The sequence below is a fragment of the Streptomyces sp. NPDC051576 genome (genome assembly GCF_040681835.1).
Taxonomy (GTDB): Bacteria; Actinomycetota; Actinomycetes; order Streptomycetales; family Streptomycetaceae; genus Streptomyces.
In genome coordinates, this window is the sequence record NZ_JBFAZO010000011.1 from 275,192 (window position 1) to 299,227 (window position 24,036).

Consider the following 24,036-nt stretch of genomic DNA (forward strand, 5'->3'; position numbering starts at 1 on the left):
AAGTTCGGGCGATCTGGCCCGATCGGGGCATGCGGTCGACAGAATCGGACCGGCCTTTCGGGGTCGGTCCGATTGCGCTGTCGGGGCCTATTTGGGGGGCCACAGGCATGATCCGCATCAAGGCTGGGGTTCCCCGCAGGCCACGTCCGAGGCCGCGCACCCGCCGTCCACTGCGCCGGGCGCTCGCTCTCGGGCTGCCCACGGTCTGGGGCGCCATAGCGATCACCTACAAACTCGCCTGCCCGCTCGCCCAGCAGAACAGCCTGGGCGCACGCATCGTCACCAGTGCCGTGTTCTTCGCGGTCGGCACCGGTCTCATCGTCCAGGTCCGTCGCTCCCTGCTGCGTGAACTCCGGCAGATCCGCCAGATCGCCGGCGCCGCCCAGAGCGCGCTGCTGCGCCCGCTGCCGCCCCGCCTCGACGGCCTGAACATCGCCGCCGCGCAACTCTCCGCCGAGCGCGGCGCGGTGGTGGGCGGCGACCTGTACGAGGTGATCGCCACCGAGCACGGCGTCCGGGTCGTGATGGGCGACGTACGCGGTCACGGCATCGCCGCGATCGGCACGGTCGCCGCCGTCCTCGGCAGCTTCCGCGAGGCCGCCCACGACGAACCCGACCTGGCGGGCGTCCTGCACCGCCTCGACCGCGCCCTCGCCCGCCACCTCCGCGAACGCGCCCGCGCGGAACACCCCGCGTCGGGATCCCTGGACCCCGACAGCCCGGTGGCCGAGGAGTTCGTCACGGTCCTGCTCCTGGAGATCGGCAGAGACGGCGAGATCCGCGCCCTCAACTGCGGCCATCCATGGCCGTATCTGCTCAGCGAGGGAGGCGTGCGGCCTGTGGCTTGCGCGGATCCGCTCCCGCCCCTCGGCCCGTTCCCACTTCCGACCGAGCTACCGTCGGTCCGCTGCGGCCAACTCGTCCCGGGAGAGGCGCTGTTCCTCTACACGGACGGTGCGGAGGACGCGAGGGACGGGCGGGGCCGATTCTTCCCGTTGGCGGAGGTCCTGGCAGAGACGGCGGCCCAACACCCGCTCCCCGTACCCCAGTCGGTCCTGGGCTCGGTCTTCACGGCGTTACTACGCCACACGGGCGGCACACCCACGGACGACGTCGCGTTACTCGTCCTACGCAACGACCGCAGGCCGGCACCCACACCCTCAGGGGCGCGGGGAACTGCGCACCCAGCGACAACCCGCCCGCAGCCAACAACCCACCTGTAAGTAACCCCGCTGTAGTCACCCCGCGTAAGCCAGCGAAGCGAACCGCAAAACCGGGCCGCCGCACTTACGAGGGGGAGCCGGCGGCCCGGCCGGCCTCTTGCGAGGCAATCCAGTCAACCGGTACGAAACTCTCCGCGACAGTGCGCACACACCGCGGATTCGCGCACTCCGTTCACACCCGGTGTGAACCGAACCGCACTACTCTGTCCGCACCGAGTCACCGGGGGGCCATCCATGCAGCCCAACACACTCCTCGACGCCATCCTCGACGAGGCGGGCATCTCGCACGCGGGACTGGCCGCACATGTGAACCAGGCCGGCCGCGCCCGGGGACTCGCGCTCCGGTACGAACACACCGCCGTAGCGCGGTGGTTGAAGGGCCAGCGGCCGCGGGGCCAGGTGCCCGACCTGATCTGCGAGGTGCTCGCGAGCCGACTGCACCGGCCCGTCACGCTCGACGACATCGGTCTCGGGGTGCCCGGCGAACCCGCCACCCCGCACGGCACCTCCCTCTCCGGCTTCGTCGAGCGGGCCACCGCCCTGTGGCGCTCCGACGAGCAGCAGCGCCCGCACATCCTGGGCGCGCCCGCGGTCACCGGAACGCCCGCGGTCATGCCGGTGTGGGAGTGGGAGAACCCGCCGGACGACGTCGACGTCTCGCGCGGCGGCCGGCACCGGGTGAGCATGGCCGACATCGAGATGCTGCGCGCGGCCCGCGCCCACTACGAGCAGATGTACCGCAAGGCCGGTGGGGTGGCGACCCGCACCCGTATCGTCGGCTTCCTCAACTCCGAGACCGCCCCGCTGCTGCGCGGCAGCTACACCGACGCCACCGGTCGCCAACTGCACCGGGCCACCGGCGGGTTGGTGGCGATCGCGGGCATCTGCGCCTACGACTCCGACGCGCACGGGCTCGCGCAGCGCTACTTCCACCAGGCGCTGAGGCTGGCAAAGGCCAGCAATGACAGGGGACTTGGGGCGTATGTCATCGCGCTGCTCGTCAACCAGTCGCTGTTCATGCGGGAGTTCCGCCAGGCCGTCGCCTTCGCGGAGGCCGCGCTGAGGGCCGCGGGACGGCAGATCACTCCGGCGCTCGCCTCCGACCTGTATGCGATGCAGGCGAAGGCGTACGCGCACCTCGGTGACGGCACGAGCGCGCTGTCCTGCATCCGGCGGGCCGAGCAGGCCGCCGAACGCATCCGGCGCGGATACGAACCCGACGAGACCGGCTATGTCCAGCCGGGACTGGTCAACGTCCAGGTGGCGGAGGCACTGCTCAGCCTCGGTGATCTGACGGCGGCGGGGGAGCACGCCACGGCGGCCGTGGACACTCCGGCGCACGACCGGGGCCGGGTGCACCGGCTCGCCATGCTGAGCCAGATCGAACTCCGCCAGGGAAACGCGGACAAAGCGGTGGCCACGGCGGTGCAGATGGCCGAGCAGGCCCGGGGGATGGAGTCCCAGCGACTGCGCGACAGACTCCGCGCGGTACGCGAGTACCTGGTGCGCAGCGACTGCGCGGGTACGGCCGAGGTGGCCGAACTCATCGACGGGGCACTGCGCGTACCGCTGTAGACCCACGACTCGTAGACGTACACGACACAGTCCCTGCTGCGATATTGCCACTTACTCGACGGAAGGTGGCAGAACCGTGCAGTGGACGAAACAGAACGAACAAACTGTGTACTCAAACCGCTGGTTCAGCGTCAATCTCGCGGATGTCGAACTACCCGACGGCCGGCACCTCGACCACTTCCTCATCCGGCTGCGGCCGGTGGCCGTGGCGACGGTGGTCAACGAGGCCAACGAGGTGCTCCTCCTGTGGCGGCACCGCTTCATCACCGACAGCTGGGGGTGGGAACTCGCGGCGGGGGTCGTGGAGGACGGCGAGGACATCGCGCGCGCGGCCGCCAGGGAACTGGAGGAAGAGACCGGCTGGCGGCCAGGGCCCCTGCGCCACCTGATGAGCGTGGAACCGTCCAACGGGCTCACGGACGCCCGGCACCACATCTACTGGGCCGACGAGGGCGAGTACACCGGACACCCCGTGGACGACTTCGAGTCGGACCGCCGGGAGTGGGTTCCGCTCAAACTCGTACCCGACATGGTCGCCCGCGGGGAGGTCCCGGCCGCCAACATGGCGGCCGCGTTACTGCTGTTGCACCATCTCAGGCTCGGGCAGGACGCTGTGCCCCGATCCCCCCACCGGCGTCCGGGTAGTTAACGTCCGAGTGCCTGCCAGACCGTGACGACGAGGGCGCCCACGGCGGTCAGTGCGGCGATCGCGGGCAGCGGCCAACGGGTGTGCTCCAGTGCGACGATACGTGCGCTCAGGTCGTCCAGTTCCTTGTCCGTCTCCTCGGTGCGATGGCTGAGCAGGGCCAGCCCGCCCTCGACGCGCGCGTAGGCGACATCGAGGCGGCGGCGTAACTCTGCGAGTTCTCCATGGACCACGGGATGCTCGGGGTCGGCGGTCACGGGTCCGCTCCTTTCCGTAGTCGGAACATCCCTTGCATGCGCATGAAGAGTCAACTCGCCTGGTGGGCGCGGGGGGAGAGTGTGCGAGCGGCATATGCGGGCCCGGCGCGCACACGGTGTGTGAATGCCGCGGGCCCGGCACTCCGAAGAGTGCCGGGCCCGTAACGACCTGAGTACTACGGTGAGTTGCCGCGCGGCGGGCGCTCAGCCGTAGGTGTAGAACCCCGAGCCGGACTTCCGGCCCAGGCGTCCCGCGTCCACCATGCGCTGGAGCAGCGGCGGAGCGGCGTACAGCGGCTCCTTGTACTCCTCATACATGCTGAACGCGACCGAGGCGACCGTGTCCAGGCCGATCAGGTCGGACAGCTTCAGCGGGCCCATCGGGTGGGCGCAGCCCAGCTCCATGCCGTTGTCGATGTCCTCGCGGCTGGCGATGCCCGACTCGAACATCCGGATCGCGGACAGGAGATAGGGGATCAGCAGCGCGTTGACCACGAAGCCGGAGCGGTCCTGGGCGCGGATCGCGTGCTTGCCGAGCACCTTCTCGGCGAACAGCTGGGCGCGGCCGAGGGTGCCCTCGGAGGTGGTCAGCGCCGGGATCAGCTCGACGAGCTTCTGCACCGGGGCCGGGTTGAAGAAGTGGATGCCGACCACCTGGTCGGGGCGCGAGGTGGCGACCGCGAGCCGCACCAGCGGGATCGAGGAGGTGTTGGAGGCGAGGATCGCGTCGGGGCGGGTCACGACCTGGTCGAGCACCTGGAAGATCTCGGTCTTCACCTGCTCGTTCTCGACGACGGCCTCGATCACGAGGTCGCGGTCGGCGAACTCGCCGAGATCGGTGGTGAAGCTGAGCCGCGCCTGGGTCTCCGCGAGTTCCTCGGCGGAGATCTTGCCGCGTTCGGCGGCCTTGGTCAGCGAGTTGAACAGCCGGGTGCGGCCGATCTCCAGGGCCTCGCCGGTGGTCTCGGCGACCTTCACGTCCAGGCCTGCGCGGGCGCACACCTCGGCGATACCGGCGCCCATCTGGCCGCAGCCGACCACTCCGACGCGCTCGATGTCGGTCACATCGTCCCCTTCGCTGAGATCTACGGGTGGCAGACCCCGTCGTCCGGCGTCTGCTCCGATCGTGCACGTTACCCGCAAGTATCGATGATCGATCGCCGGGGTCGGGCATTCTGGGGCGCGGAGACGATCCGTGACGGCACGGATCCACAGCGTGTGGGGGTGTGCAGATGGGGCGATTGTCACGTCGGGCGTTCGCGATGGCAGCGCTGTCGACGCTGGCGACCACAGGCAGCGCGTCGGCCGGGCCGAGGCGTCCGCGCGCGGTCACCGAGATGCGGGGCGTGTGGCTGTCGACGGTGGCCAACCGCGACTGGCCCTCCCGCCCGGGCCTCACGGCGGAGCGGCAGCGCACCGAACTGATCGCCCACCTCGACACGGCGGTCCGCAACCGGCTCAACACGGTGATCTTCCAAGTCCGGCCCACCGCCGACGCGTTGTGGCCCTCGCCGTACGAGCCCTGGTCGCAGTACCTGACCGGCATCCAGGGCGTGGCCCCCGGCTGGGACCCGCTGAAGACGGCCGTGGAGGAAGCGCATGTGCGGGGCCTGCAACTGCACGCCTGGTTCAACCCGTACCGCATCGCCAACAACACCGACCCGACGAAGCTCGTCGCCTCGCACCCCGCGCGCAAACACCCCGACTGGGTCGTGACGTACGGCGGGAAGCTCTACTACAACCCCGGGCTGCCCCAGGTCCGCGCCTTCGTCGAGAACGCGATCCTCGACGCGGTGCGCAAGTACCCCGTGGACGCGGTCCACTTCGACGACTACTTCTATCCGTACCCGGTCGCCGGCCAGACCTTCGACGACGACGCGGCCTACGACCGGTACGGCGGCGCCTTCTCCGACCGGGCCGCCTGGCGCCGAGACAACATCGACCGGCTGATCCGTGAGACGGCCGCCCGCATCAAGCAGATCCGCCCGGGCACCCGCTTCGGGATCAGCCCCTTCGGCGTGTGGCGCAACGCGGCGACCGACCCGCGCGGCTCGGACACGCGGGCGGGGGTGCAGACTTACGACGATCTCTGCGCGGACACCCGCAAGTGGGTGCGCGAGGGCTGGATCGACTACATCGTCCCGCAGCTGTACTGGAACATCGGCTTCGCCGCCGCCGACTACGCCAAGCTGCTGCCCTGGTGGGCGGAGGTCGCGCGGGGCTCGCGCACGCGGTTGTACGCGGGTGAGGCGCTGTACAAGGCGGGCGACCCGGCGCAGCCCGCGGCCTGGCAGGACCCGGCCGAACTGTCGCGGCACCTCACGCTGGCCGACCGCTACCCACAGGTCGGCGGGCATGTCTTCTTCGCCGCCCGGGAAGTGGCGGTGGACCCGATCGGGGCGATGGCGCGCGTGGTCGCCGACCACTACCAGCAGCCGGCGAAGCCTCCGCGCTGATCTACCGTTCCGTGTCCTGGTGCTTGACTTCGCAGTCGGGGCCGGGTGACATCACGGCCTCGTGCCCGTCGGGGAAGCGGACGCGATAGGGCGGGTTGCCCTCCGTGCCCATCACTTCGACGACCTCCGAGACCTGGTCGTGCAGGCCGACCACCCTGCCGTGCTGAACGAGCCTGTCGCCCACGGTCGCACGCATCTGCACGCGCCTCCTCACCGAGTCCGGGAGCAGCGGTTCATGCCCTTCGAGTCTACGGCGGCACGCCCGGCCGGGACCGTGACGTGCGTGCCTCTCAACTCCGGGCCCGCTGCGTGACGGCGATGCACACCAGCACGGCCGCCGCGGTCAGCGGAGCCGCCACGGTCAGATGCTCGCCGAGCAGCAGCACCGACCACACCAGTGTGAGCAGGGGCTGGGCCAACTGCAACTGGCTGGCCTTCGGGACCCCGATGGCGGCCATGCCCCGGTACCAGACGACCAGGCCGACGAACTGCGAGCCCGCCGCGACCCACAGCACCCCGGCCACGCTGTGCGCGGTGAGCTGCGGGGTGTCGTACGACAGCGCGACCGCGGCGGCCGGCACGCTCAGCGGCAGGCACAGGACCAGTGCCCAGGCGATGACCTGCCAGCCGGGCATGATCCGGGCCAGCCGGCCGCCCTCGGTGTAACCGGCCGCGCAGACCAGCAGCGCGGCGAGGAGAAACAGGTCGGCGCTGGTCACGGCGCCGCCGCTCTGCTGGACCGTGAAGGCGAGGACCGCGCCGGCCCCCGCGAGCGCGGCCGTCCAGAACGTGCGCGACGGGCGGATGCCGGTGCGCAGCGCGGACAGGGCCGCGGTCGTCAGCGGCAGCAGGCCGACCACGACCGCCGCGTGCGCGGTGGTCGACGTCTCCAGGGCGAGCGTGGTGAGCAGCGGGAAACCGACCACCACTCCGCCCGCCACGACAGCCAGCCCCGCCCAGTGCCGACGGTCGGGCACGGGCACGCGCAGCACCAGCAGACAGCCGCCCGCGAGGATCGCGGCGAGGACACTGCGCACGGCCACCAGCGACCAGGGGCCGAAGCCTTCGAGGCCCCACGCGGTGGCGGGGAAGGTGAGGGAGAAGGCGATCACACCGAGCGCGGCGAGGACCGTACCGGCGGGGGTCCTGACGGCATCTGTGGTGGGGGAGGCGCTGACCGCTATCGGTCTGGCGGCAGTAGCGCTATCGTGTGCTCTCATGCAAGAGCGTAGCAGTGTCGGTGAACTGGCCAGTCGTCTACGGCAGGAACTCAACCGCTACTCTCCAGGTGGAAAGCTGCCGTCGAGCCGAGCGCTCGTCGAGCGGTTCCGGGTGAGCCCCGTGACCGTCTCCCGCGCCCTCGCGCAGCTTGCCGCCGAGGGACTGGTGGTCACCCGGCCCGGCGCCGGCGCGTTCCGGGCCACCCCTCGATCCGCCACCACCGTCGCGGGAGACACGTCCTGGCAGGAGGTCGCCCTCAGCGCGGACGGCACCGCCGACCTCGTGCCCCGCACGGTGGACGCGTCCGGCGTCCTGGCCACGCTCGCCGTCCCGCCGCCCGGCGTGATCGAGTTCAACGGCGGCTATCTGCACCCGTCCCTGCAGCCGGAGCGGGCGATGGCCGCGGCCCTGTCCCGGGCCGGCCGGCGCCCCGGCGCGTGGGGCCGGCCGCCGATGGAAGGTCTGCCGGAGCTGCGTGAGTGGTTCGCGCGCGGCATCGGTGGAGCCGTCACCGCGGCCGACGTCCTGGTCAGCGCGGGCGGCCAGACCGCGCTGACGACGGCACTGCGCGCACTGGCGCCCCCCGGCGCACCCGTTCTGGTCGAATCCCCCACCTATCCCGGCATGTTGGCGATCGCGAGGGCGACCGGCATGCGGCCGGTCCCCGTGCCGGTCGACGCGGACGGTGTCCGCCCGTCCCTGCTCGCCGACGCGTTCCGCGCGACCGGCGCCCGGGTGTTCGTCTGCCAGCCCCTGTTCCAGAACCCGACCGGCGCCGTCCTGGCCCCCGCCCGCCGCCCGGAGGTCCTGCGCATCGCCCGTGACGCGGGCGCGTTCGTCGTCGAGGACGACTTCGCGCGACGGATGGTGCACGATGACTCGGGCCCGCTGCCGCGCCCGCTGGCCGCCGACGACCCCGACGGAGTCGTCGTCCATGTCGGCTCCCTCACCAAGGCGACCTCGCCCAGCTTCCGGGTGAGCGCGCTCACCGCGCACGGCCCGGTGCTGGAACGCCTGCGCGCCATCCAGGTCGTCGACACCTTCTTCGTCCCCCGCCCGCTCCAGGAAGCGGCCCTCGAACTCGTCGGCTCACCGGCCTGGCCCCGTCATCTCCGCGCCATCTCAACCGAGTTGAAGACCCGCCGGGACGCGATGACGACCGCGCTGAGCCTCGAACTCCCCGCCTTCTCCCTCCCGCACATCCCCTCCGGCGGCTACCACCTCTGGCTCCGCCTCCCCGCCGGCGCGGAGGAACAGCCCCTGGCGAACGCGGCCCTGCGCCGAGGCGTCACCATCACCCCCGGCCGCCCCTACTTCAGCGCCGAACCCCCGGCCGCCCACGTCCGGTTGAGCTTCGCGGCGGTCGCGGGGACGGGTGAGATCGAGGAGGGGATACGCCGACTCCGGGCGGCCTGCGACGAAGTCCTCTAACGCGGAGGCAGCGGCACCAGTCCGCCGGTGAACTCCAGCGACGCGAACAGCTCGGGCGTCAGGCGGACCCCGGTGAGGCGATGGGCGAGGGCGAAGGCGGCTTCGGTGTGCCGCTGGTAGTCGCGGTCGTCGTCCGCGCTCAGGTCGAAGCCCGACTCCCGCATTTCCGTGAGGAGTTCGTCCTCGTGACTGCCGTCCCGCTCGTAGGCGAAGAGCGGCTCGAAGTGCAGCCGTATGTGCCCGTCCTCGAACCAGTAGAAGTGGTCCACCGCGTTGATGTTGCGGAAGTGGGAGACCACCGTGCGCCCGCGCGAGACCGGCAGCATGGTCTCGGCGGTGATGCCCACATAGCCGTTGTGCTCGACCATCAGCGACCATGTGCCGACGGCGGCGGCCCCGACGAACAGCGGATCCCCGTTGTGCTCCGTCCACGCCTCGTACGTCGGCGCGTAGAGATCCGCGACGCCCTTGACCCGTAGGCCCGGCTCCGCCCCCAACTCCTTGAGCAGTTCCTCCGGTGTGATCCCCCGGACCAGCGTGACGCAGTACGCCTCCATCAGCGAGGCGTACTGCTCCTCGAGCCACGTGTAGTCGTCGGCAGTCGTCATCCGTGTCATGGCGCAAAGCCTGCCAGCCGCCACTGACAACGCCCGCGCCGCAGGGGAAAACCGCTCGACGCCCCCGCACCCGGCCTGCGATTCTCCCGCCATGACCGACATCCCGAGCCTCCCCGACGGCTACGAGTTCTCCGCCGACACCGCCCGCGTCGACCTCGACCGCGTCCACCAGTGGCTGTCCACCGACGCGTACTGGGCCAAGGACCGGCCCCGGGAGCAGCACGAGCGGGCGGTCGCGTCCTCGCTCAACTACGGGGTGTACGACAGCACTTCGGGGGAGCAGGTGGCGTACGCGCGCGTGGTGACCGACGAGGCGTTGTTCGCGTGGCTGTGCGATGTGTACGTCGACCCGTCGGTGCGCGGCAAGGGCATCGGTACCGCGTTCGTCGGCGCCGTACGCGAGGAGCTGCGGCCGCTCGGACTGCGGCGGATCCTGCTCGCCACGCTCGATGCCCACGGGGTGTACGAGAAGCTCGGGTTCGAGCCGCTGAAGCGGCCCGACCAGTGGATGGCCCTGTATTTCGAGTGAGTTGTCCGCCTGGTCCCGACCTCGAAGTGAGGTTTCGCCCACCCTGGGTAACTCTCATCCGGCACCCCTTGACCTGCGTACTTCGGCGGGATCACCATCGCCGCATGCAACTTCGGGTCACGTTCGTCGCCGCCGCGCGCAGCTCCCCGCTGCTCGCGGAACGCTTCGAGGACGACCGCCCGCTGGACCAGGCGGGATGGGACGAGGTGCAGCGCGCCGCCCCGTTTCTGCTGCCGCTGGCGGCGGCGGAGCTGCGCTACTGTTCGCCGACCCCGCGCAGCCGGACCACCGGCGACGGTCTCGGTTACACCCCGCTGGTGCAACTCGGCTTGCGGGACTGCGACATGGGCCGCTGGCGCGGACTGACGCTCGGCGAGGCGATGGCCCGCGAACCTGAGCTGGTGGACGCCTGGCTCGCCGACCCGCGCTCCACCCCGCACGGCGGGGAGTCGCTGCTGTCCTTCATCGCCAGGGTGGGCGGCTGGCTGGACACCCGCCCCATCGAGGACGGCGGCTGGATCGTCGCCGTCGCCGAACCCTCCGTGATCCGGGCCGCCCTGGTCTACGCCCTCAAGGCCCCGCCCTCGACCTACTGGAACATCGACGTACGCCCCCTGTCGACGACCACGGTCACCGGCCACGCGGGCCGTTGGAACCTGCGCTTCGACGGGGCGTCGGTCCAGCGGACGCGCGCGTAGGCGCGTAGCCCACCCGTCGGCAACAACGGCTCAGCCCACCCGCCGGTAATCGGTACGGAGCACCAGGTCCTTGGCGGGCCCGCCCACCCGCCACACCGTCCGCCACCGATCCGCGCCCAGCACCGTGAACTCGCCCCGGTACAGGTCCGCCGAGCAGGGATGGTCGGCCACCCACCGCCCCGAGGTCAGATCCAGATCGTGGAAAGGCCGCCCGTCACCGAAGCGCACCTCGGCCCTCGCGGGCGTCGGACCCGGCAGGAACCGTAGCGTCCGCTCGGCGGGCCGGGCCACGCCCTGCCACGTGAACATGCCCGACTCGGCGTGCAGCAGGCCCCCTTCGGGCAGCGCGCCGAAGACGGTCGTACCGGAGAAGTCGCCCTCGTCGCCGCTCGCCAGATCCCGCACCGACCTCCGCACCCGCCAACTCCCGGACAGATACGCCAGCACATCGGGTACCGGCCAGAAGTCGTCCACCGTCACACCTTCCCGCGCCGCCGACGCCGGCCGTCCGGCGAGTCGGTGGGCGCCTTGCGCTCGCCCTGCGCCCTGATCTCGTAGTGCGAGGCGTGACTTGTCGCCCGGAAGGCCTCCTCGTACGCGGCCAGGGCGCCGCTCATGCCGCCCCCGGCGGTGCCGCGACGGCGGATCCGCCGGGCGAGCCAGGTGAAGAAGCCGAGCACGACGGCCAGGAAACCGAGCAGGGCGAGATAGGGCAACAGCGCATGCATGCCCTCGACCCTACGACCCCACCCTTGCCGGTCCCATTGACGTGCTCACGACCCTTGCCTATCTTGCCGTTCGAAGTGCTGACCGACGTCCGATATGTCGAACCATATACATGAGCCCCACGTTCGAGCATCGCGCACGATCCGACAAGAGCCGCGGAGTATCCATGTCACGCACCAGCCGCACCCGCCTGAGACTTGCCCTGGGGGCAAGCGCTTTCCTGCTGGCGACGGCCGTCGTCCCCGTCCCCGCCCACGCCGAGGACGTCACCGACTACGCGATCAGCGTCGATCCGGGCACGCAGGGCGCCAAGATCGACAAGACGATGTACGGCGTCTTCTTCGAGGACATCAACCGCGCGGCCGACGGCGGCCTGTACGCCGAGCTGGTGCAGAACCGGTCCTTCGAGTACTCCACCGCCGACAACGCGTCGTACACCCCGCTGACCGGCTGGACCGTCGCCGGTACGGCCCAGGTGGTGAACGACGCCGGCCGCCTCAACGAGACGAACCGCAACTACCTCTCCCTGGCGGCCGGTTCGTCCGTGACCGACGCCGGCTACAACACCGGTATCGCCGTCGAGGACGGCAAGAAGTACGACTTCTCGGTGTGGGCCCGCGCCGACAGCGGCACCACGCTCACCGTGAGCCTCCAGGACACCGGCGGCACCCTGGCGACCGCCCACCAGGTCGCCGTACGCAAGAGCGGCTGGGCCCAGTACAAGGCCACCTTCACCGCGACCCGCACCAGCACCACCGGCCGCCTCACGGTCGCGTCCTCCGCCGCGACCGCCCTCGACATGGTGTCCCTCTTCCCCCGCGACACCTACAAGCACGAGTCCAACGGCCTCCGCAAGGATCTCGCCGAGAAGATCGCCGCCCTGCATCCGGGCTTCGTGCGCTTCCCCGGCGGCTGCCTGGTCAACACCGGCTCCATGGAGGACTACAGCGCGGCCTCCGGCTACCAGCGCAAGCGCTCGTACCAGTGGAAGGACACCATCGGCCCGGTCGAGACACGCGCGACGAACGCCAACTTCTGGGGTTACAACCAGAGTTACGGTCTCGGCTACTACGAGTACTTCCGCCTCGCCGAGGACATCGGCGCGATGCCGCTGCCCGTCGTCCCGGCCCTGGTGACCGGCTGCGGCCAGAACAAGGCGGTGGACGACCCCGCGCTGCTCAAGCGGCACATCCAGGACACCCTCGACCTCATCGAGTTCGCCAACGGCCCGGTCACCAGCGAGTGGGGGAAGAAGCGGGCGCAGATGGGCCACCCCAAGCCCTTCCACCTCACCCACATCGAGGTCGGCAACGAGGAGAACCTCCCCACCGAGTTCTTCGCCCGCTTCACCCAGTTCCGCGCCGCCATCCAGGCCAAGTACCCGTACATGACCGTGATCTCCAACGCGGGCCCGGACGACAGCGGTTCGACCTTCGACACGGCCTGGCAGCTCAACAAGGACGCCAAGGTCGACATGGTCGACGAGCACTACTACAACAGCCCGCAGTGGTTCCTCCAGAACAACGACCGCTACGACTCCTACGACCGCACCGGCCCGAAGGTCTTCCTCGGCGAATACGCCTCCGGCGGCAACGCGTTCAAGAACGGCCTCGCCGAAGCGGCGTACATGACCGGCCTGGAACGCAACGCCGACGTCGTCAAACTCGCCTCCTACGCCCCGCTGTTCGCCAACGAGGACTACGTCCAGTGGAGTCCGGACATGGTGTGGTTCAACAACCACGCCTCCTGGGGCTCCGCCGACTACGAGGTCCAGAAGCTGTTCATGAACAACGTCGGTACCCGCGTGGTGCCTTCGACGGCCACCGGCACACCCTCACTCCTCGCCCCGATCACCGGCGCGGTCGGTCTGTCGACCTGGGCGACGAGCGCGGCGTACGACGATGTGAAGGTGACGGCGGCCGACGGTACGGCGCTGCTCTCCGACGACTTCTCCGGTGACGCCTCCGGGTGGACCCATACGGGAGGCGGGAGTTGGAGCCTCCAGGACGGGCAGTACGTCCAGACCGACACCGCCGCCGAGAACACCATGGTCTCGGCGGGCGACCCGGCCTGGCACGACTACGACCTGCATGTGAAGGCCACCAAGAAGGCCGGCAAGGAAGGCTTCCTCGTCGCGTTCGGCGTCAAGGACACCGGCAACTACTACTGGTGGAACCTGGGCGGCTGGAACAACACCCAGTCCGCCGTCGAACAGGCCGTGGACGGCGGCAAGTCGACGCTGATCGCCAAGCCGGGAACCATCGAGACGGACCGTGCCTACGACGTCGACATCAAGGTGAGGGGCCGTCAGGTCACCCTGTACCTCGACGGACAGGAGTGGGGAAGCTTCACCGACGACAAGCCGGCCGAGCCGTTCCGTCAGGTCGTCACCAAGGACGCGAAGACCGGTGACCTGATCGTCAAGGTCGTCAACGCCCAGTCCTCGGCGGCCCGTACGGCGATCGACCTGGGCGGCGCCGAGGTCGCCTCCAAGGCGAAGGTGACCACGCTCGCCGCCGCGCCCGACGCGGTGAACAGTGAGTCGGCCACCGCGGTCGCGCCGGTCGTGTCCACCTTCAAGGGGGTCGCCGACAAGTTCAGTTACACCTTCCCGGCGAACTCCGTCACGTTCCTGAGGATCAGGCAGAGGTAGCGGTCGTCGCCTCTTCGGTGGGCTGCTGTCCCAGCGGCAGCAGCCCACGCTCGGCGAAGACCTTCTTCGCGGCGAAGGTGGCGTTCAGTGCCTTGGGGATGCCGCAGTACACCGCGGAGTGGGTGAGTGCCTCGACGATCTCCTCGGGCGTGAGGCCCACGTTCAGCGCCGCGTTCACATGCACGTCGAGCTGTGCCTCGCAGCCGCCGAGCGCGGTGAGCATGCCCAGGGTCACCAACTGGCGGTCGCGCGGGGCGAGTCCGGGACGGTCGTAGATCTCGCCGAAGGCCCAGGCGACGACCTGGTGGCCCAGTTCGGGGTTGATGTCGGCGAGCGAGTCGACGACCCGCTGCCCGGCCTCGCCGTCGACCCGCTTCAGGACCTCCAGGCCGTGGGTGAAACGCTCTTCACGGGTGGTGCTCGCGCTCATGTCAGCTCTTCCGATCCCGGCCGCTCGTCGTGGAGCAGCCCTTCGTAGTGGTCGATCTTGTTGTCCAGCACGGCCGCGTTGCGGCGCAACGCCCGGATACGGTCCGCCAGTTCGGCGCGGTGCTCACGGAGCATCGCCAGCCGGTCGGCGACCGTGACGTTCCCCGCCGCCCGCAGTCGCGCGAAACGCTGCATGTCGGCGATCGACATCCCCGTCTCACGCAGCCGCAGCAGGAACTCCAGCCAGACCAAGTCCGCTGCCTGGTACCGCCGTTGGTTGCCGGTGCTCCGGCCGACCCGCTCGATCAGGCCGGCCTTCTCGTAGTAGCGCAGCGTGTCGTGCGAGAGTCCAGTGCGCTCGGCGACCTGGGCGATGGTCAGGGTGGGTTCCCGGCCCTGCGAGAGGGGCCCGAGGGGCTGTCCGCTGGTCATGTGGACAACCGTAGAACCTGGAGCGCGCTCCAGGTCAAGCCCTGTCGGGATCACCGTGGAACGGCGAGCGACGGATCGGGTTTGACCTGCGAATTCCCCAGGCTGCACACTTGCCCGACCCTCAGGGGAGGGGCACTGAGGGGGGATCCCATATGAGCCGTACGACCACGATCGACATGTATCAGGACCGCTGCGAGCAACTGTTCCTGGCCGGGGGAAACGCGGCCGTGCGGCGCGCCGCGCAGGAGGGGCTGGAGGAGCTCGGGCCGCAGGCCGATCTCTACTGCTGGCTGGCCCTCGGGCATGCCGCCGAGGACGAGGACGACCACGACGATCGCGCGGAGGAGGCGTTCCGGGCGGGACTCGCGCTCGACGGCGACCACCTCGGGCTGCTCGCCGGTTATGCCGAACTGTGCCTGCGCGCCGACGCGTTCGACTATCCCGGCCGTGCCGCGCGCGCCCCCGTCCTCTCCCGGCGCCTGAAGGAACTGGCACCGGAGTCCGCCGAGGCCGAACAGCTCGCCGCCGCCGAGCGCTGGGCCCGTCGCGGCTACTGGGAGGACATCAGGATGAGAGCGGTGGCCGCGTCGCTCGCCGGCCGTGACACCGAGACCCAGGCCCGCGCGCTCGCCGAGGACCTCGCGCACGGGGGCGGCGCGCCGGCGCAGGACGCCGTCGACCGCGACGCCACCGTGCGAGCCGCGACCCTGGAGGCGCTGTCCGGCCCGTGGAACGCGCCGGTACGCTTCCTCGGCCGGCACCGGACCGCCGCGTGGACGGTCGCCGCGATCCTGGCCTTCGTCACCAACACGACCCTGCGCCGGACAGGGGTCGTGGACTCCTTCAGCCTCTGGGGCTACCTGTGGGTGCTGCCCGTGCTGATCGTCGACCGCCGCTTCAGCGCTGTCCGCAAAGAGGCGGAGGCCCGCCACCTGGCCCGCCTGGAAGCGGTGCTCGCCGAGCGGCGCTGATCGGCGTGTGGTGATCCGCCGGTGGTGAGGGCGCGTGAAGGGGGGTGTCGTTCTTGCCGGGGCCCGTCACCTCGCCCGTCGCGAAGCCGTACGCGCTCCGCGTCAGGGTGCCGCGAGGACGCAGAACTCGTGTCCCTCCGGGTCGTTCAGGCAGGTCCACGGAACGTCGCCCTGGCCGACGTCCAGGTCGGTGGCGCCGAGGGTGCGCAGGCGGGCCACCTCCGCCGCCTGGTCGTCGCCGGGGTGCGGGAGCAGGTCGAGATGGACGCGGTCCGGGGTGGTCTTCGTGTCGGGGGTGCGGAGGAACTCGTAGTACGGGCCGGTGCCCTTGGGGGAGCGGAACGTCGCCTGGTCGTCGGTCAGTTCGTGGCGGGTCCAGTCCGTGGCCTCGCCCCAGAAGCGGGCCATGGCCGGCGGATCCACGCAGTCGATCACCACCGCGGCGATCGGCCCGGTGTCCCGGTAGATCTCCCGGGGCTCCAGCACACAGAACTCGTTGCCCTCCGGGTCCCTGAGGACCGTCCACGGCACCGCGCCCTGGCCCACGTCGGCCGGTGTCGCGCCGAGGGACAGGAGACGCGCCACCAGCTCCGCCCGATGAGCCTCGGAGGTGGTCGCGAGGTCGAGATGCAGACGGTTCTTCGTGGCCGTCTTGGGCTCCGGGACGGGAACGATGTCGATACCGACGGCAACCGGGTCCGGCCAGACGAGGTCGGTAGAAGGGCCGACATAGGTGGTCACACCCGGCTGGAAGAGATTCCAGCCGAGCGCCTCTGCCCAGAACCTGCCGACCGCCGGCCCGTCGACGGCCTTGATGTTCACCTGCACGGCTCGCAGCGTCATGACCGGGATCCTAAGCGCCTGTGACTGAGCGCCTTGGTCGGCCCGTCCGGCCATGTACGCGGTCAACCGGAGGAGACGCGGCCCCTCCTCCTAGCGGCCGACCGTGCTCCAGTCGGCCGGGGTCGGCGGCACCGTGCGTCCGGCGACGTGTTCGTGGAGCCGCCGGGTCAGTTCCGGCAGGTCGGAGGCCGGGAAGCTCACCTGGAGGAGCCGGAGGCCGAACCGCGACGGAAGATCGTCCTGGAACATCGCCGCGTCCATCGGCTTGATCTTCACATCCCAGGCGTCGGGAGCTGCCCAGTGCGTCATCCGCACGTAGAACGCATCCCTCGGGCCGGCATTCGCAACGGCCGAGAGGAACGCGAGTCCGCTGTCGACCGGGAAGTCGATGAGCATCCAGCCACGCCGGGACTCGACCCACTCCGCCATGTGCGGCAGCTTCTCCGGCCAGGCGGCATTGCTCTCCGCGAGGTCCTGGCAGGAGGTGAAGGTGTCGAACCCGCACTCCCAGACTGCCTGGATCGTGGGCGCGAGCTGTTCGTCGATCTGAGCGTGGCGACTGCCCGACCGGACGAGAACGGTGGGGTGCGTACCTTCGTAGGACGTCATCGCAGGAGCATAAGAGTGAGCTCTGACACCGAGGCATCGGCGTTCCCGGGCCACCTGGGGCGCGTCAGGCGAGGCCCATCCACAGCACTAGATTGCATAAACGTGCAACGAAACGTATAGTCATGCCATCGATGAGGAGGGTTCCATGGCGGTACGTGCGGCAGTGGCCGGAGCGAGTGGATACGCGGGCGGTGAACTGCTGCGTCTGCTCCTGGCCCACCCCGAGGTCGAGATCGGCGCCCTGACCGGCAACTCCAACGCCGGCCAGCGACTCGGCGCGCTCCAACCGCATCTGCTGCCGCTGGCCGACCGGGTCCTTGAGGAAACTACCCCCGACGTGCTCGCCGGACACGAGGTCGTCTTTCTCGCCCTGCCGCACGGCCAGTCCGCGGCCGTCGCCGAGCAGCTCGGCCCGGACGTCCTCGTCGTCGACATGGGTGCCGACTTCCGGCTGAAGGACGCGGCCGACTGGGAGAAGTTCTACGGCTCCGCGCACGCCGGCACCTGGCCCTACGGCCTTCCCGAACTGCCGGGCGCCCGCGCCGCGTTGGAGGGGTCCAAGCGCATCGCGGTGCCCGGTTGCTATCCCACGGCCGCCTCCCTCGCGCTCTTCCCGGCGTACGCCGCCGGGCTCGCCGAGAACGAGGCCGTGATCGTCGCCGCCTCCGGCACCTCGGGCGCGGGCAAGGCACCCAAGGCGCATCTGCTCGGCAGCGAGGTCATGGGCTCCATGTCGCCGTACGGCGTCGGCGGCGGGCACCGGCACACCCCCGAGATCGTCCAGAACCTGGGTGCGGCGGCCGGCGAGCCCGTCACCGTCTCCTTCACGCCCACCCTCGCGCCCATGCCCCGCGGCATCCTCGCCACCTGCAGCGCCAAGGCCAGGCCCGGCACAACGGCCGAATCCGTGCGCGCCGCCTACCAGAAGGCCTTCGCCGACGAGCCCTTCGTGTATCTGCTCCCCGAGGGACAGTGGCCGGCGACGGCGTCCGTCTACGGTTCCAACGCCGTTCAGGTGCAGGTCGCGTACGACGAGGCCGCGGGCCGCATCATCGCGATCAGCGCCATCGACAACCTGACCAAGGGCACCGCGGGCGGTGCCGTCCAGAGCATGAACCTCGCCCTCGGGCTCGACGAGACCACCGGGCTCTCTACGATCGGAGTCGCGCCGTGAGTGTGACGGCAGCACAGGGATTCACGGCCGCGGGCATCGCCGCCGGGATCAAGGAGAACGGCAACCCGGACCTGGCCCTCGTGGTCAACACCGGGCCCCGCCTCGCCGCCGCGGGCGTCTTCACCTCCAACCGTGTCAAAGCCGCGCCGGTGCTGTGGTCCGAGCAGGTGCTGAAGGGCGGCCAGGTCTCCGCCGTGATCCTCAACTCCGGTGGCGCCAACGCCTGTACGGGGCCGAAGGGCTTCCAGGACACCCACGCCACGGCGGAGAAGGTCGCGGACACGCTCGGGCTGAACGCCGCCGAGGTCGCCGTCGCCTCCACCGGACTCATCGGGCTGCTGCTCCCGATGGACAAGCTGCTGGCGGGAGTTGACACCGCCGCCGCTCAACTCTCCCCGCACGGGGGCGAGAAGGCCGCCATCGCCATCAAGACGACCGACAGCGTGCACAAGACCGCCGTGGTGACGAAGGCGGGCTGGACCGTCGGGGGCATGGCCAAGGGCGCCGGCATGCTCGCACCTGGCCTCGCCACCATGCTGGTCGTGCTCACCACGGACGCGGATGTCCCGAGTGACGTACTGGACACGGCACTTCGGGCCGCCACCCGCACCACCTTCGACCGCGTCGACTCCGACGGCTGCATGTCCACCAACGACACCGTGCTGCTGCTCGCCTCCGGTGCCTCCCAAGTCACCCCGGACCACGCCGAGTTCGCCGAGGCCGTCCGCGAGGTCTGCGACGACCTCGGGCAGCAGCTGATCCGCGACGCCGAGGGCGCCAGCAAGGACATCAAGGTGGAAGTGGTCAATGCCGCCTCCGAGGACGAGGCCGTCGAGGTGGGCCGTTCCATCGCCCGCAACAACCTCCTCAAGTGCGCGATCCACGGCGAAGACCCCAACTGGGGGCGGGTGTTGTCCGCGATCGGCACCACGAAGGCCGCCTTCGAGCCGGATCGGCTCAATGTCGCCATCAACGGCGTGTGGGTGTGCAAGAACGGCGGAGTCGGCGAGGACCGCGACAAGGTCGACATGCGCTACCGCGAGGTGCACATCGTCGCCGACCTGGCCGCCGGGTCGGAGACCGCGACGATCTGGACCAACGACCTGACCGCCGACTACGTCCACGAGAACAGCGCGTACTCCTCATGAGCGACACGAGCAATACGAGCGACATGAACAACGTGACCCGCAAACACACCGCGCTGCCCAAGGCGCAGATCCTCATCGAGGCGCTGCCCTGGCTGACCCGGCACAACGGCAAGACCGTCGTCATCAAGTTCGGCGGCAACGCCATGATCGACGAGGACCTGAAGGCCGCGTTCGCCCAGGACGTCGTCTTCCTGCACCACGCCGGCCTCAAGCCCGTCGTCGTGCACGGCGGCGGCCCGCAGATCAGCGCCGCCCTCGACCGGCACGGCATCGTCAGCGAGTTCAAGGCCGGCCTGCGCGTCACCACCGAGGACGCCATGGACGTCGTACGGATGGTGCTCGCCGGACAGGTCCAGCGCGAACTGGTCGGGCTGCTCAACCAACACGGGCCGCTCGCCGTCGGGTTGACCGGCGAGGACGCGCACACCATTACCGCCGTCAAGCACCAGCCCGAGATCGACGGGGAGTTGGTCGACATCGGGCGGGTGGGCGAGATCACCGCGATCGACACGGGCGCGATCGAGGCACTGCTCGCCGACGGCCGTATCCCGGTCGTCTCGTCGATCGCCCGGAGCCAGGACGACGGACATGTCTACAACGTCAATGCTGATACGGCGGCTGCGGCACTCGCTGCCGCGCTGGGGGCCGAGACCCTCATGGTCCTCACGGACGTCGAGGGTCTCTATGAGGACTGGCCGAACAGCGACGAGGTGATCAGCCGCCTCACCGCCTCCCAACTGGAGAAACTGCTCCCGGAGTTGAGCGCCGGGATGGTGCCGAAGATGGAGGGCTGTCTGCACGCCGTGCGCAACGGCGTGACCACCGCCCGGGTCATCGACGGCCGGGTCCAGCACTCGATCCTGCTGGAGATCTTCACCGACGAAGGCATCGGCACGATGGTCGTGCCCGACGAGCTGCCCGAGACGAAGCCCGCCAAGAAGAAGTCCGCCAAGAAGTCCGGCAAGAAGCAGGGGGATGCCGTATGACCGCGAACGACGACCTGACCCAGCGGTGGCAGGGCGCGCTCATGAACAACTACGGCACCCCGAAGATCCCCCTCGTCCGCGGCGCGGGCGCCAGGCTCTGGGACGCCGACGGCAACGAGTACACCGACTTCGTCGGCGGTATCGCGGTCAACGCGCTCGGCCACGCCCACCCGGCGATCGTCGAGGCGGTCAGCAGCCAGATCGCCCAACTCGGCCATGTCTCCAACCTGTTCATCGCCGAGCCGCCCATCGCCCTCGCCGAACGGCTGCTGGAGCTCTTCGGCCGGGACGGCAAGGTGTTCTTCTGCAACTCCGGCGCCGAGGCCAACGAAGGCGCCTTCAAGATCGGCCGGTTGACGGGCCGTCAGCACATGGTCGCCACCGAGGGCGGCTTCCACGGCCGGACGATGGGCTCCCTCGCCCTCACCGGCCAGCCCGCCAAGCAGGAGCCGTTCCTGCCGCTGCCCGGGGATGTCACGCACGTCCCGTACGGCGACGCGCAGGCCCTCGCCGCCGCCGTCACCGACGAGACCGCGCTGGTGATCATCGAGCCGATCCAGGGCGAGAACGGGGTCGTCGTACCGCCCGCCGGATATCTCAAGGCGGCCCGCGCGATCACCGCGGCCCATGGGGCGCTGCTGGTCCTGGACGAGGTGCAGACCGGGGTCGGCCGTACCGGACACTGGTTCGAGTACCAGGCCCACGAAGGGGTTCTGCCCGATGTCGTGACCCTCGCGAAGGGACTCGGCGGCGGGCTGCCGCTCGGCGCCACCGTCGCCTTCGGGCGCGCGGCCGACCTGCTCCAGCCGGGCCAGCACGGCACGACCTTCGGCGGCAACCCGGTCGCCTGCGCCGCCGGACTCGCCGTACTGGACACCATCGCGAACGAGGGACTGCTGGAGAACGTCAAGCGGCAGAGCGAGAAGCTGCGCGACGGAATCGAGTCGCTGGGCCATCCGTTGATCGATTATGTCCGGGGTGCGGGCCTTCTCCTGGGTATCGTGCTCACCGAGCCGCTCGCGCCCCAGGCGCAACAGGCGGCCCAGGACGCCGGTTTCCTGGTCAACGCGCCCGCCCCCGATGTCGTACGGCTGATGCCACCGCTGAATCTCGGCGACGACGAGACGGACGCGTTCCTCCGGGCGCTGCCCGGTGTCCTGGACGTGGCCAAGGGGGACGGATGATCCGGAGAATGAGTCGACGATGAGTCAGGCGCAGGAGCACGAGCAATCCGCGGGGCCGGCCGTGCCGCAGACCCGCACCGCCCGCCACCGCCGGATCGTGGACATCCTCAACCGGCAACCGGTGCGCTCCCAGAGCCAGTTGGCGAAGCTGCTGTCCGACGACGGGCTGAGCGTCACCCAGGCGACGCTCTCCCGGGACCTGGACGAGCTGAACGCGGTGAAGATCCGCAACAACGACGGCGACCTCATCTACGCGGTACCGAGCGAGGGCGGATTCCGTACCCCGCGGGTGCCACTGGGGGAGTCGGCGAAGGAGGAGCGGATGCGGCGGCTCTCGGCTGAGCTGCTGATCTCCGCGGAAGCCTCCGCCAACCTCGTGGTCCTGCGTACCCCGCCGGGCGCCGCCCAGTTCCTCGCCTCGGCGATCGACCAGGCGGAACTCCAGGACATCCTCGGCACCATCGCCGGCGACGACACGCTCCTCCTGATCAGCCGGGACCCGTCGGGCGGGCAGGCCCTCGCGGACCATCTGCTGCGGCTGGCGCAGAACGACCACTGACACACCCGTACGGGCAACGGGTCGGGGGGTGCACCGGAATTATCCGGTGCACCCCCCGACCCGCATGGGGGATCCCTATCCCAGCCGCGCCGCCAGGCCGTCCGTGCAGCGCACCTCGTCGCCCGCCGTGATGAGCAGCGCCTCCACGTCCGGCAGCGACTCCAGCCAGGCCAGTCCCTCCCGGGAGCCCATCGCGAACGCGGCCGTGGCCCAGCAGTCGGCCCAGGTGAGGCGGGGTGCGACGACGGTGACGGCGACCAGGTCGGTCACCGCGGACTTGCCGGTGCTCGGGTCCACGATGTGCGCCCCGCGCTCGGCCGTACCGGAGGTGGCCACGGCCAGTTCGTCGGCGCCCGCCGCGGAGATCACGGCCGCGAGACCGCCCGGGCGGAGCGGATCGGAGACGCCGACCCGCCAGGGCCGGTGCGGATCCGGCATGCCGAACATCTGGACGTCACCGCCGCCGTTCACACTGACCCCGCTCACCCCGGCCGCCGCCGCGATCAGCCCGGCCGCCCGCTCGGCGGCCCAGCCCTTCACGATGCCGGTCGGGTCGAGCCGTCCCTCGTACCTCGTGCTGAACCAGCCGGCGCTCACCCGCTCCGCCTCGGCGCCCAGCTCCAGCACCTCGGCGACCTCGGCGTCGCACTCGGCGACGGTCAGCTCGCCGCGGGCCAGCCGCGAGAGCTGGCTGTCGTCGCGGTAGGTGCTGAACACCTCGTCGACCCGGTGGAGTTGGGCCACCGCCTGCTCCAGCGCGGTACGGACGGCCTCGGGCTCCCCGCCGCGGATGTCGAAGGAGAAGACCGTCCCCATGACCTCCTCGGCGTGCCGCAGCGCGGCGGGAGCCTCCGCGGGATCGGTCACCGTGTCAGCCACCGGCCTTGTCCAGCGCCGACTGAAGGGACTGCTTGTAACCGCCGCTCGTGTACGTGGCACCCGACACGGAGTCTATCTTCGCACTCCCGGCGACCACCGCCTCCTGGTTGAGCTTGGGGACCGCCAGCGCGGTCTTCTGGTCGCTGGTCCCGCCGCTCGGCGCCTGCACGGCCTCGGCCTTGGTGATCTTGCCGCCCGCCACCGTGATCCGGACCTGGACGGGCCCGTACTCGGTCGTCGCGACCTCACCCGTGACGGTCTTGGCCTGAGCGGCCTGACCCGCGCCCTGCGAGGGAGTCGTCGAACCGGTAGCGGCGCTCGCCTTCATCTTGTCGATGGCCGACTGGAGGGACTGCTTGTAGCCGCCGCTGGTGTACGTCGCCCCGGTCACGGACGTGATGTCCGCGCTCTGGGTGGCGACGGCCTCCTGGTTGAGTTTGGGCACGGCCAGCGCGGTCTTCTGGTCGCTGGTCCCGCCGTGCGGGGCCTGGACGGCCTCGGACTTGGTGATCTTCCCGTTGGCCACGGTCAGGCGCACCTGGACGACCCCGTACTGGGTCTGGGTGGCAGCGCCGGTGACGGTCGAGGTCCCGGCCGCCGCGGCACCGCCCTGGGGCGACTCCTGCGCGGCGGCGGCCCCCGGGGCCGCCGCACCCTGTGCGGACGCCGATGCTGGATCCGACGCCGGCTTCAGGGAGAGCAGCAGCACGATCCCGGACACGGTGGCGGCGCTCGCGAGCAGAACACGCCGGATGGGGTGGCTCTTCTTCATCGCTCCTGACTCCCGTCG

The 24,036-nt window shown here is 70.4% G+C and carries 27 protein-coding genes; 14 read left to right on the forward strand and 13 right to left on the reverse strand.

Features of this window, described 5'->3' with window-relative positions; all coding sequences use genetic code 11:
* Nucleotides 1-107 precede the first annotated feature (107 nt).
* The 3 genes from AB0M63_RS32825 (at nt 108) to AB0M63_RS32835 (ending at nt 3,447) form a co-directional block, all read left to right on the forward strand.
* Nucleotides 108-1,223 carry a PP2C family protein-serine/threonine phosphatase gene (locus AB0M63_RS32825; protein ID WP_366021923.1) on the forward strand — a complete coding sequence of 372 codons (1,116 nt, stop codon included), beginning with the start codon at nt 108-110 and terminating at the stop codon, nt 1,221-1,223.
* Between the two features lie 234 nt (nt 1,224-1,457).
* Nucleotides 1,458-2,798: a transcriptional regulator gene (locus AB0M63_RS32830; protein WP_355906668.1), complete on the forward strand. Its 1,341-nt coding sequence runs from the start codon at nt 1,458-1,460 to the stop codon at nt 2,796-2,798.
* A 76-nt stretch (nt 2,799-2,874) separates the two neighbouring features.
* Nucleotides 2,875-3,447 (forward strand): NUDIX hydrolase, encoded by a 573-nt coding sequence (locus AB0M63_RS32835; protein WP_355906671.1) that lies wholly within the window; start codon nt 2,875-2,877, stop codon nt 3,445-3,447.
* Here AB0M63_RS32835 and AB0M63_RS32840 read toward each other — a convergent pair.
* Together AB0M63_RS32840 and AB0M63_RS32845 are read right to left on the reverse strand one after the other, a co-directional pair.
* The gene (locus AB0M63_RS32840; protein WP_355906674.1) at nt 3,444-3,701 is read right to left on the reverse strand and encodes a hypothetical protein; all 258 of its coding nucleotides are present in this window, start codon (nt 3,699-3,701) and stop codon (nt 3,444-3,446) included. The genes AB0M63_RS32835 and AB0M63_RS32840 overlap by 4 nt on opposite strands.
* A 204-nt stretch (nt 3,702-3,905) precedes the next feature.
* A complete protein-coding gene (locus tag AB0M63_RS32845) occupies nt 3,906-4,766 on the reverse strand; it encodes a 3-hydroxybutyryl-CoA dehydrogenase (protein ID WP_355906677.1) in 861 nt (286 codons plus the stop codon).
* A 197-nt stretch (nt 4,767-4,963) separates the two neighbouring features.
* Between AB0M63_RS32845 and AB0M63_RS32850 the strand changes: the two genes are divergently transcribed.
* Complete coding sequence (locus tag AB0M63_RS32850) at nt 4,964-6,157, forward strand: family 10 glycosylhydrolase (RefSeq protein ID WP_366021924.1); 1,194 nt, start codon at nt 4,964-4,966, stop codon at nt 6,155-6,157.
* Between the two features lies 1 nt (nt 6,158).
* On the opposite strand, the gene AB0M63_RS32855 is transcribed toward AB0M63_RS32850, so the two are convergent.
* Both AB0M63_RS32855 and AB0M63_RS32860 read right to left on the reverse strand, forming a co-directional pair.
* Nucleotides 6,159-6,353 (reverse strand): DUF1918 domain-containing protein, encoded by a 195-nt coding sequence (locus AB0M63_RS32855; protein ID WP_355906683.1) that lies wholly within the window; start codon nt 6,351-6,353, stop codon nt 6,159-6,161.
* Between the two features lie 94 nt (nt 6,354-6,447).
* Nucleotides 6,448-7,377: a DMT family transporter gene (locus AB0M63_RS32860; RefSeq protein WP_366021925.1), complete on the reverse strand. Its 930-nt coding sequence runs from the start codon at nt 7,375-7,377 to the stop codon at nt 6,448-6,450.
* Here AB0M63_RS32860 and AB0M63_RS32865 point away from each other — a divergent pair.
* Nucleotides 7,376-8,809 (forward strand): PLP-dependent aminotransferase family protein, encoded by a 1,434-nt coding sequence (locus AB0M63_RS32865; protein WP_366021926.1) that lies wholly within the window; start codon nt 7,376-7,378, stop codon nt 8,807-8,809. The two genes, AB0M63_RS32860 and AB0M63_RS32865, sit on opposite strands and share 2 nt — an antisense overlap.
* Here the strand turns inward: AB0M63_RS32865 and AB0M63_RS32870 are convergent.
* Complete coding sequence (locus AB0M63_RS32870; protein ID WP_355906692.1) at nt 8,806-9,426, reverse strand: DUF6461 domain-containing protein; 621 nt, start codon at nt 9,424-9,426, stop codon at nt 8,806-8,808. The two genes, AB0M63_RS32865 and AB0M63_RS32870, sit on opposite strands and share 4 nt — an antisense overlap.
* A gap of 91 nt (nt 9,427-9,517) precedes the next feature.
* On the opposite strand from AB0M63_RS32870, the gene AB0M63_RS32875 reads away from it, so the two are divergent.
* Both AB0M63_RS32875 and AB0M63_RS32880 read left to right on the forward strand, forming a co-directional pair.
* The gene (locus tag AB0M63_RS32875) at nt 9,518-9,955 is read left to right on the forward strand and encodes a GNAT family N-acetyltransferase (RefSeq protein WP_355906695.1); all 438 of its coding nucleotides are present in this window, start codon (nt 9,518-9,520) and stop codon (nt 9,953-9,955) included.
* A 104-nt stretch (nt 9,956-10,059) separates the two neighbouring features.
* On the forward strand, nt 10,060-10,653 hold the full coding sequence (locus tag AB0M63_RS32880) for a histidine phosphatase family protein (protein WP_355906698.1): 594 nt from the start codon (nt 10,060-10,062) through the stop codon (nt 10,651-10,653).
* A 30-nt stretch (nt 10,654-10,683) separates the two neighbouring features.
* Here AB0M63_RS32880 and AB0M63_RS32885 read toward each other — a convergent pair whose 3' ends face one another.
* Nucleotides 10,684-11,127 (reverse strand): DUF6314 family protein, encoded by a 444-nt coding sequence (locus AB0M63_RS32885; protein ID WP_366021927.1) that lies wholly within the window; start codon nt 11,125-11,127, stop codon nt 10,684-10,686.
* A 2-nt stretch (nt 11,128-11,129) separates the two neighbouring features.
* Complete coding sequence (locus AB0M63_RS32890) at nt 11,130-11,381, reverse strand: hypothetical protein (protein ID WP_366021928.1); 252 nt, start codon at nt 11,379-11,381, stop codon at nt 11,130-11,132.
* A 164-nt stretch (nt 11,382-11,545) separates the two neighbouring features.
* Between AB0M63_RS32890 and AB0M63_RS32895 the strand changes: the two genes are divergently transcribed.
* Nucleotides 11,546-14,032, forward strand: coding sequence for an alpha-L-arabinofuranosidase C-terminal domain-containing protein (locus tag AB0M63_RS32895; RefSeq protein ID WP_366021929.1), 2,487 nt, complete (start codon nt 11,546-11,548; stop codon nt 14,030-14,032).
* On the opposite strand, the gene AB0M63_RS32900 is transcribed toward AB0M63_RS32895, so the two are convergent.
* Together AB0M63_RS32900 and AB0M63_RS32905 are read right to left on the reverse strand one after the other, a co-directional pair.
* Nucleotides 14,019-14,462 (reverse strand): carboxymuconolactone decarboxylase family protein, encoded by a 444-nt coding sequence (locus AB0M63_RS32900; RefSeq protein ID WP_355906710.1) that lies wholly within the window; start codon nt 14,460-14,462, stop codon nt 14,019-14,021. The genes AB0M63_RS32895 and AB0M63_RS32900 overlap by 14 nt on opposite strands.
* The gene (locus AB0M63_RS32905) at nt 14,459-14,893 is read right to left on the reverse strand and encodes a MerR family transcriptional regulator (protein WP_355906713.1); all 435 of its coding nucleotides are present in this window, start codon (nt 14,891-14,893) and stop codon (nt 14,459-14,461) included. Before AB0M63_RS32905 ends, AB0M63_RS32900 begins: the two co-directional genes overlap by 4 nt.
* Nucleotides 14,894-15,045: 152 nt before the next feature.
* Between AB0M63_RS32905 and AB0M63_RS32910 the strand changes: the two genes are divergently transcribed.
* Nucleotides 15,046-15,864: a hypothetical protein gene (locus AB0M63_RS32910; protein WP_366021930.1), complete on the forward strand. Its 819-nt coding sequence runs from the start codon at nt 15,046-15,048 to the stop codon at nt 15,862-15,864.
* A gap of 102 nt (nt 15,865-15,966) precedes the next feature.
* Here the strand turns inward: AB0M63_RS32910 and AB0M63_RS32915 are convergent, their stop codons facing one another.
* Together AB0M63_RS32915 and AB0M63_RS32920 are read right to left on the reverse strand one after the other, a co-directional pair.
* Nucleotides 15,967-16,707 carry a VOC family protein gene (locus AB0M63_RS32915; RefSeq protein ID WP_366021931.1) on the reverse strand — a complete coding sequence of 247 codons (741 nt, stop codon included), beginning with the start codon at nt 16,705-16,707 and terminating at the stop codon, nt 15,967-15,969.
* A gap of 90 nt (nt 16,708-16,797) precedes the next feature.
* The gene (locus AB0M63_RS32920; protein WP_366021932.1) at nt 16,798-17,316 is read right to left on the reverse strand and encodes a hypothetical protein; all 519 of its coding nucleotides are present in this window, start codon (nt 17,314-17,316) and stop codon (nt 16,798-16,800) included.
* Nucleotides 17,317-17,461: 145 nt separating this feature from the next.
* On the opposite strand from AB0M63_RS32920, the gene argC reads away from it, so the two are divergent.
* Genes argC through AB0M63_RS32945 form a run of 5 tightly spaced genes read left to right on the forward strand, consistent with a single transcriptional unit; the run spans nt 17,462 to nt 22,367 of the window.
* The gene (gene argC / locus AB0M63_RS32925; protein ID WP_355906725.1) at nt 17,462-18,490 is read left to right on the forward strand and encodes an N-acetyl-gamma-glutamyl-phosphate reductase; all 1,029 of its coding nucleotides are present in this window, start codon (nt 17,462-17,464) and stop codon (nt 18,488-18,490) included.
* Nucleotides 18,487-19,638, forward strand: a complete 1,152-nt coding sequence (argJ, locus tag AB0M63_RS32930; RefSeq protein WP_366021933.1) for a bifunctional glutamate N-acetyltransferase/amino-acid acetyltransferase ArgJ — start codon at nt 18,487-18,489, stop codon at nt 19,636-19,638. The genes argC and argJ overlap by 4 nt, the downstream gene beginning before the upstream one ends.
* A gap of 23 nt (nt 19,639-19,661) precedes the next feature.
* Nucleotides 19,662-20,624 carry an acetylglutamate kinase gene (gene argB / locus AB0M63_RS32935; protein WP_366021993.1) on the forward strand — a complete coding sequence of 321 codons (963 nt, stop codon included), beginning with the start codon at nt 19,662-19,664 and terminating at the stop codon, nt 20,622-20,624.
* Nucleotides 20,621-21,808 carry an acetylornithine transaminase gene (locus tag AB0M63_RS32940; protein ID WP_355906731.1) on the forward strand — a complete coding sequence of 396 codons (1,188 nt, stop codon included), beginning with the start codon at nt 20,621-20,623 and terminating at the stop codon, nt 21,806-21,808. The genes argB and AB0M63_RS32940 overlap by 4 nt, the downstream gene beginning before the upstream one ends.
* A gap of 19 nt (nt 21,809-21,827) precedes the next feature.
* The gene (locus tag AB0M63_RS32945) at nt 21,828-22,367 is read left to right on the forward strand and encodes an arginine repressor (protein WP_355906734.1); all 540 of its coding nucleotides are present in this window, start codon (nt 21,828-21,830) and stop codon (nt 22,365-22,367) included.
* A gap of 75 nt (nt 22,368-22,442) precedes the next feature.
* Here the strand turns inward: AB0M63_RS32945 and AB0M63_RS32950 are convergent, their stop codons facing one another.
* Together AB0M63_RS32950 and AB0M63_RS32955 are read right to left on the reverse strand one after the other, a co-directional pair.
* Entirely contained in the window at nt 22,443-23,246 is an 804-nt protein-coding gene (locus tag AB0M63_RS32950) for an FAD:protein FMN transferase (protein ID WP_355919244.1), read from the reverse strand.
* Entirely contained in the window at nt 23,239-24,018 is a 780-nt protein-coding gene (locus tag AB0M63_RS32955) for an FMN-binding protein (protein WP_366021934.1), read from the reverse strand. Before AB0M63_RS32955 ends, AB0M63_RS32950 begins: the two co-directional genes overlap by 8 nt.
* Between the last annotated feature and the right edge of the window lie 18 nt (nt 24,019-24,036).

Coding starts and splice junctions, on each gene's coding strand:
- AB0M63_RS32920 (WP_366021932.1), bottom strand. CDS start 17,316: ATGACGTCCTACGAAGGTACGCACCCCACCGTTCTCGTCCGGTCGGGC.
- AB0M63_RS32825 (WP_366021923.1), top strand. CDS start 108: ATGATCCGCATCAAGGCTGGGGTTCCCCGCAGGCCACGTCCGAGGCCG.
- AB0M63_RS32940 (WP_355906731.1), top strand. CDS start 20,621: ATGACCGCGAACGACGACCTGACCCAGCGGTGGCAGGGCGCGCTCATG.
- AB0M63_RS32850 (WP_366021924.1), top strand. CDS start 4,964: ATGGCAGCGCTGTCGACGCTGGCGACCACAGGCAGCGCGTCGGCCGGG.
- AB0M63_RS32880 (WP_355906698.1), top strand. CDS start 10,060: ATGCAACTTCGGGTCACGTTCGTCGCCGCCGCGCGCAGCTCCCCGCTG.
- AB0M63_RS32900 (WP_355906710.1), bottom strand. CDS start 14,462: ATGAGCGCGAGCACCACCCGTGAAGAGCGTTTCACCCACGGCCTGGAG.
- AB0M63_RS32910 (WP_366021930.1), top strand. CDS start 15,046: ATGAGCCGTACGACCACGATCGACATGTATCAGGACCGCTGCGAGCAA.
- AB0M63_RS32895 (WP_366021929.1), top strand. CDS start 11,546: ATGTCACGCACCAGCCGCACCCGCCTGAGACTTGCCCTGGGGGCAAGC.
- AB0M63_RS32830 (WP_355906668.1), top strand. CDS start 1,458: ATGCAGCCCAACACACTCCTCGACGCCATCCTCGACGAGGCGGGCATC.
- AB0M63_RS32905 (WP_355906713.1), bottom strand. CDS start 14,893: ATGACCAGCGGACAGCCCCTCGGGCCCCTCTCGCAGGGCCGGGAACCC.
- argB (WP_366021993.1), top strand. CDS start 19,662: ATGAACAACGTGACCCGCAAACACACCGCGCTGCCCAAGGCGCAGATC.
- AB0M63_RS32870 (WP_355906692.1), bottom strand. CDS start 9,426: ATGACACGGATGACGACTGCCGACGACTACACGTGGCTCGAGGAGCAG.
- AB0M63_RS32865 (WP_366021926.1), top strand. CDS start 7,376: ATGCAAGAGCGTAGCAGTGTCGGTGAACTGGCCAGTCGTCTACGGCAG.
- AB0M63_RS32890 (WP_366021928.1), bottom strand. CDS start 11,381: ATGCATGCGCTGTTGCCCTATCTCGCCCTGCTCGGTTTCCTGGCCGTC.
- AB0M63_RS32855 (WP_355906683.1), bottom strand. CDS start 6,353: ATGCGTGCGACCGTGGGCGACAGGCTCGTTCAGCACGGCAGGGTGGTC.
- AB0M63_RS32915 (WP_366021931.1), bottom strand. CDS start 16,707: ATGACGCTGCGAGCCGTGCAGGTGAACATCAAGGCCGTCGACGGGCCG.
- AB0M63_RS32875 (WP_355906695.1), top strand. CDS start 9,518: ATGACCGACATCCCGAGCCTCCCCGACGGCTACGAGTTCTCCGCCGAC.
- AB0M63_RS32955 (WP_366021934.1), bottom strand. CDS start 24,018: ATGAAGAAGAGCCACCCCATCCGGCGTGTTCTGCTCGCGAGCGCCGCC.
- AB0M63_RS32945 (WP_355906734.1), top strand. CDS start 21,828: ATGAGTCAGGCGCAGGAGCACGAGCAATCCGCGGGGCCGGCCGTGCCG.
- argC (WP_355906725.1), top strand. CDS start 17,462: ATGGCGGTACGTGCGGCAGTGGCCGGAGCGAGTGGATACGCGGGCGGT.
- AB0M63_RS32860 (WP_366021925.1), bottom strand. CDS start 7,377: ATGAGAGCACACGATAGCGCTACTGCCGCCAGACCGATAGCGGTCAGC.